Origin of the sequence: Victivallis sp., from assembly GCF_048170485.1 — a bacterium.
Taxonomy (GTDB): domain Bacteria; phylum Verrucomicrobiota; class Lentisphaeria; order Victivallales; family Victivallaceae; genus Victivallis.
Genome location: NZ_DBEXAY010000283.1, coordinates 1 through 6,168 on the forward strand (window position 1 = coordinate 1; position 6,168 = coordinate 6,168).

Here is a 6,168-nt window from a genome sequence, read left to right on the forward strand (position 1 = left end):
GATTGATGTTCCTCGGATCCTCCTGTTGTAATATTGCAGAAAATTCCACCTTTGCAAGGCCACTGGACTTTGCATGCAGATTAAACCCAAGTTTCCACGCTTTTGCGGAAGCGTGCGCTACCGAAACGCTGGGCGCTTACCGGAATCCGGCCGATCCCGAATACGATCGTGACCGCCGCCACCATCAGCACCGGCAGCGCGCGCGCCAGCGGATACGCCATTGAAATATCGCACTTGCTGTACGCCTTGAACAATCCCAGCACATACAGCACCTCGCAGACGCCGCTGCCGATCCAGTACAGCCAAAAGGAGAACGGCAGTTTTCCGGCAGCCAGTCCACTGAACAGGAAGAACGGCAGCCAGATTGTCGCGGAAGTCATCGACATCACCAGATAAAACGCCGCCGAAGGGCGGCCGCTCTTGCTCAGAAAGTTCCAGCCGGCGTGCAGAAATACCGACACCAGCCCCAGAAAAAACGCGGTCCAGCTCATCGGAAACAACTCTCCCGGTAAGCCGCGACACTCCCGGCCAGCATTTTGAGCGCCTCCACGGCCCGGTTGCTTCCGGCCAGCGCCTCGCTCATCAGCGCCCCCTCGGTACGGCAAAGCGCCTTATGGCGCGGGAAATAGCTCTCCAGCAGAAAACTGATGTATTTGACCATGCGGAACTCCCCGAACACGCGCGGAATGCCGCCCTCCACATGTTCGACCGCGCAGCAGAAGCCGTTCCTGACCGCCTCGACCAGATCCTCCAGCCGGTCCGACTTCGCCAGCACGACGGTGTAGTACCAGCCGAACAGCGCGCCGGTGTCGGTTCCGTGCGAATCGCTGAGGCCGACTACCGGAAATGCATTCCCTCCGGCCCGTTCCTCGCCATAGCGGGCGATCTGGAAGTTGTTGGAACGCCACTGGTGTTTGTAGAAGCCGCCGATCAGCTCCAGCGCATCGAACTTCCGGCGGTTCAGGATCGCGGTGGTGATTCCCTCGTTGATCACATAGGCTTCGGTCTGCCAGTAGGGATGGCAGAACACCGCCAGCCCTCCTCCTTCGCGGATGCGGTCGAACACCCACTCGCTCGCCGCCACCGCGAACCGGTCACGCACCTCCGGCCCCAGCGTCTCCGCGATTGCGGCGACCTCCCGCCGGTAACGGTCCTCTCCACTGCGAGCCAGTTCGTTCACGCTGAACGAGCCGCCGAAATTGATGATGTGCACCGGATTGTCCGGGGAGTGCACCTCCTCGCCGGGAAACAGCTTCAGGTCGGTCGGCAGTTCGCTCCAGACCCGGATCGCCTGCAGCGACGGCGCGTAACGGTGATGGTCGGTCACGGCGATGAAATCGAAGCCTTCCTCGCGGTTGCGGGCGGCGACGTATTCCGGCGCCTCGCGTCCGTCCGAACACCAGCTGTGCATGTGGAAATCCCCCTTGAACGGACGGCGCTCATAGAAATCGGCGCGGAGCGAATAGACGTTGAAACGCAGCGTTCCACACGCCCAGAGCGCCCACTCGTCCGCCTCGCGGTTGCCGGGTTCGGTCAGTTCCAGCGTCAGGTTGTACTCCTGCTCCCCGGTGAAATTCGCCCGGATGCGCAGTGTGCCGTCGGCATCCAGCTCCCAGCCGCGCAGCGGCTCCGGCCCGCCTTCGCGCACGCCGTCGTCGAGCGGAATCACCCGGACTTTGATCCGGTCCGCCGGCGGGAATTTCGCGTGGGTGAAGCGCGGCCGGATCGTGACCGTGCTCTCCCGGTCCGCCGGAACCATTCTCGGAGTCACATCGTAATAATTCCAGTATTCGTACATTTTCCCGTTCCCTCCAGTTTATTGAAATTGCGTTTGTGTATAATATATTCCAGAAAGAAACGAAAACAACCGGAATAGAAAGAATAATCGATGTCGGAAAATTACGACATTGATTCAAAGCACAAGCTCATGGAATATTCAGCGATCAGCGATATCGAGTGGCAGCCCCGGAAACGGCCAGACCTAAATCCTCCTTTCCGGACCAGTTCGTAAAGCATAGCCTGACCGAACGGAAAAGAAACGAAAACAACCGGAATAGAAAGAATAATCGATGTCGGAAAATTACGACATCGATTCAAAGTACGAGTTCATGGAATATTCAGCGGCCCGCGACACCGAGTAGCAGACCCGGAAACGGCTGAACTGAAATCCTCACTTCCGGACCAGTTCGTAAAGCATGGTCTGGCCAAACGGTTTGAAAACGTTCAATTCGGTATCTGCCTTTCCCGCCTGAGTGTCGGTCAGGCGGGAAAGAAGAATCAGCCGGGACTCCGACAGCCGCCAGCCATTCCAGGCAAGCGTTGAGAAAACGCCATACGCATTAGTCATCGCATTTTTTTCAGGAAAAATCGAGATGATGACAACCTTTCTTGAGCATGGAGTGATCAAACTTTCTCAAGAAAAAATCACTTTTCAGCATCAATTTTTGCGATGACTAACACATATGGTGAAAACGTCCCGGCCCTTTCGGCTCTTCACTTGAAAGAATTCACCGGCACCGTTCTCTCCGAAACGTAACCCCTGCGTGATACATCTTTTGATCTGTAATATGCAGAGACAACTACTTCCGAACAATCTCGTAAGCAAACACCGCTTCAGAAAACCTGAAGTTATCGATGGCAATCATCGCACCATTGCCTTTCCGGGTGAACGGAAGTTCGCCAATGCGTTTTCCGGCCATATCAAGTGCATAAATCCGGTCGATATCGGGAATCTGCAACGTAATACCCGCTCTGCCGTGTTTGGCGAGAAACGGCATTTTACCCCACGCGTCGAGACGTTCCATCTGGTCGTTGGCAAAACGCATGCCACTCTCAAGTGAATTGGTGAGGTGAAACAGCGTCAGACGTTTGGCATTGGCGAGGTAATGATTGTCAACGGGAAGCAAGGCGAATGTGGCAAACGTATCCTTGTTTTCCACTGACATATATTTTCCCGTCAACGTTGTACCGGCCTTCATAATCAGGACTTCATTGTTCGGCGTAACCGCCTTGAAAGTGCTGTGTTTACGACTGATTTCCAAACGACCGTGGTCGGCACTCATGATGCCATTTTTGCCATCATAACAATTTTTCGGCAGGAATCCCGCATAAATGAGCTGGGGTATCAGATCAAGAGAATCTTTCACCACCGGTGTTTTCTCTTTTTTGGGTGGCACTCCGGTTCCCATATCTATGTAAGCGTCAACCTTGCCCGCTACGGGAAAATGAGAAACCGAACCGATACGCGCCAGAAATCCGAGCTCGGAGAATGAGTCGCTGAACCGTTTCATGTAATCCTGACCGTAAGGTTCGGTAACTACAGCCGCAATAACGGTTTGAGCCGGTTTGACACCTCCATTGAGGAAGAGGTGCGTTCCAATGCGATGCGAAAGCATCTTGATCGGATCGGAAAGGATGTCGAGAAACGCATTCACCGAGCGTGGCGGATTGTTCCAGACGCAAATGTTGTGCGAAAATGCGAACGGGAACATGCCGCTCCAATCCTGCAATGCACCGTAAGCTCCAATCAGCGCAGGTCCGGCTGCACGAAACTGATTCGGATAACAGAAGCTGAACTCTGTAACCGTGAAAGGCTGCCCTAAAAGTCGGGTCGGGAAAAGTTCTCCCGTCAATCCGGGTTTCGATGTAATATGATTCAATTGGCTCATACGGGCCGGAGGCTGATAGTAATTCCCTTCAAAGAATGGCACATCCCAGTACATGTGCGTATCCACGAAATCATAATGGGCACGGTCATCAGTCAGATTGATCTCGTGACAATAGTTCTGATCAGTAAGCAGTGCTTTACATCCCATGTCGCGGAGAAACTTTTTCATTTCATCAAAACGTTCTTTGGCAACAACAGCGATGAATTCATAGAATCCGATGTCGGGATGCGTCTTCTTCCATTCCTCATAACGGGCGCGATACATCTTTTCCACTTCCGGGTAACGGAAGATTTGCCGACCGGGATTACCTTCGTTAACCAAGCAGAGCGAAAGCAATGCCGGATCGTCCTTGAGTGCCACTCCGGTATATGGGTTGACATGCCCGAGAAACCCGGTTGCCCAGCGTTTCCAGTCATTCAGCACGTTATCATCAATGTAGATGCGGGCTTTGTATTCGCTGGGATTTTTGATGTCATGGGACAAGCCGACATCGCTGCCGGGAATATTGCGCCGCGACACGTAAATATCTGTCGTGTAGTAAATCCCGCGTTCTTTCAGACAAGCCAGCAAATAATCGAGACGGTCAAAACGCTCTTCATCGAAACGGCCAGGAGCCTTGCGGTCGAAAATCAGATGGTCGTGGTGATGGATACGCACAGCATTGAAGCCGAATGCAGCAAGAGAATTCGCAATTTCCTCGGCCTGTTCCTTCGTCGGAAACTGGGTGCTGTCAACCAGATTCGGACCATAGAAACGTACCGGTATTCCCGGACGTTTCTGGAAATAGAATTGTCCATTTTTGCTTATCACCTGTCCGTATTTCCCGGCCGGAGCATCAAGCCAGGCGGAAAAATCAAGCGCACTGCCCGGTTCAACTGAATTATGATACCGATATGCTTTCCAATCCGCGCCCTCTTTTACGATAAAAGCGGGCAGATTCACATTACCGAGCACGCCCCCGAAAGCACCGGACTTTCCGTACCGGACGGCAAATTTCATTCCGGCACGCCGAAGTTCCTCCTGCCGAGGGAGGAAACCAATCTTGAGCTGGAACGAACTCTGCCATTTGCGCAAATCCGAGATCCGTAAATAAAAATCGCCTTCCAGCAGAAGTTCGCCATTTGTGGTCGGCAGCCGGAAGCGTTTCACCTGCCCCTCAAAGAGACGCGAACCATTCCATTCTTCCGGGAAGCGAATCGTCTTGCCGTCGACCTCATAAGAGACTTTTTTGTAGCAGGAGGTCGGAATCCACCCCTGCAAACAGAGTCCCTTGAACTTTGTCGGCTGTTCCAGAAGAAGCTGACCGTCAAACCGGAAAGAATGGTCCGCTTCTTTCTTCAGCGACAATGAAAGATCGCCGGGCGAAGCTCCACCGGGGATCGCAAGAGAATAACAAATCGAACTGATGCCGTTTTCCGTCTTGAGCGGTTGCCGCAACTGAAACAGTTTGCTCTTCGAGCCTGTGACCTGATTGCTCATGTCATGCAGTTCAAGTGCCAGGGCGATATTGTCGATCGTCATACCGCCGTTTTCCGTCAATGCGATCTCCACTGCGGAGCTGATGCAGCCCAAGCATAACAGGATGTTTATTGAAACAAACCTTTTTAATGTATTCACTGTCGGCCCGCAAGTTTTAGAAATTATCACTCTCACCCTCCGTATTGAGTTTATTGTCTTAATGTTACTTTAAATTGAAAATAACTACCGCGATGCAAGCAAACGCGTCAAGAACTTTACCTTCCTCCGATTAAAAATCGACCATCGGCGCCAGAGTAACATATCCTTTCTGAATTCCCTGTTCCTTCAATTCGCCTTTTGAACGACCGGCAACATGCCCATCGAAGAATGCGCAGTTTGCTTTTCCGGAGTGAACCGTATAGAACCCACGCCCCCACCCCTCGATAATCGAGTGTTTCGGGGTTAAGTCATTCGCAAGTGCATCCCCAAACAAGATCGCTTCGCTGGAAGAACAGGTCTTATCCGGCATGACTCTATCTTTAACCTTTGTTGCAGCCAGGTTAAAGGGATCAAAATCACCGCCCGTCGCACTCCAGTTACTGACCGGATGGGTATACCGATGCACCGCACCATAAGTGTAGTATTGTACCGTCCACTTATTCTCGAACAGAGAGCGGTTTTTCGCTTCTGAGTCTGCCGATGCCAGCGGAACCAGAGAGGGACAGACTCCCAGTTTCAGATCGGAAGTATAATTAGTTTCATATAAATGTCGAAACCAGCGGATGTCGTCCCCGTCTTTGGGATAACGCGGTCCGACAAAAAAGCCGTTATTGTCCCCCGCATACATTTGCGCAACAGTCAATAATTGTTTCAACTGGTTTGTGCATGAAATTGCCTGCGCCCGCTCCCTGGCTTTATTGAGAGCAGGCAAAAGCATTGCCGCCAAAATCGCGATGATCGCAATAACGATAAGAAGTTCTGTTAAGGTAAAGTAGCGAATTGTTCCCGATCTGAACCGCTCGAAATTTGTTTCATTTTCCTG

The 6,168-nt window shown here is 52.4% G+C and carries 5 protein-coding genes; all 5 read right to left on the minus strand.

Annotation, left to right across the window (positions count from 1 at the left end; all coding sequences use genetic code 11):
* Positions 1-80: 80 nt before the first annotated feature.
* The gene (locus ACMLHG_RS14565) at positions 81-491 is read right to left on the minus strand and encodes a hypothetical protein (protein WP_417170963.1); all 411 of its coding nucleotides are present in this window, start codon (positions 489-491) and stop codon (positions 81-83) included.
* Positions 488-1,798 (minus strand): PHP domain-containing protein, encoded by a 1,311-nt coding sequence (locus tag ACMLHG_RS14570; RefSeq protein ID WP_417170964.1) that lies wholly within the window; start codon positions 1,796-1,798, stop codon positions 488-490. Before ACMLHG_RS14570 ends, ACMLHG_RS14565 begins: the two co-directional genes overlap by 4 nt.
* Positions 1,799-2,170: 372 nt before the next feature.
* The gene (locus ACMLHG_RS14575; protein ID WP_417170965.1) at positions 2,171-2,407 is read right to left on the minus strand and encodes a hypothetical protein; all 237 of its coding nucleotides are present in this window, start codon (positions 2,405-2,407) and stop codon (positions 2,171-2,173) included.
* 172 nt (positions 2,408-2,579) lie between these two features.
* Entirely contained in the window at positions 2,580-5,189 is a 2,610-nt protein-coding gene (locus ACMLHG_RS14580) for a hypothetical protein (RefSeq protein WP_417170966.1), read from the minus strand.
* Positions 5,190-5,415: 226 nt separating this feature from the next.
* On the minus strand, positions 5,416-6,168 hold a 753-nt coding region (locus tag ACMLHG_RS14585), incomplete at its 5' end, for a prepilin-type N-terminal cleavage/methylation domain-containing protein (RefSeq protein WP_417170967.1).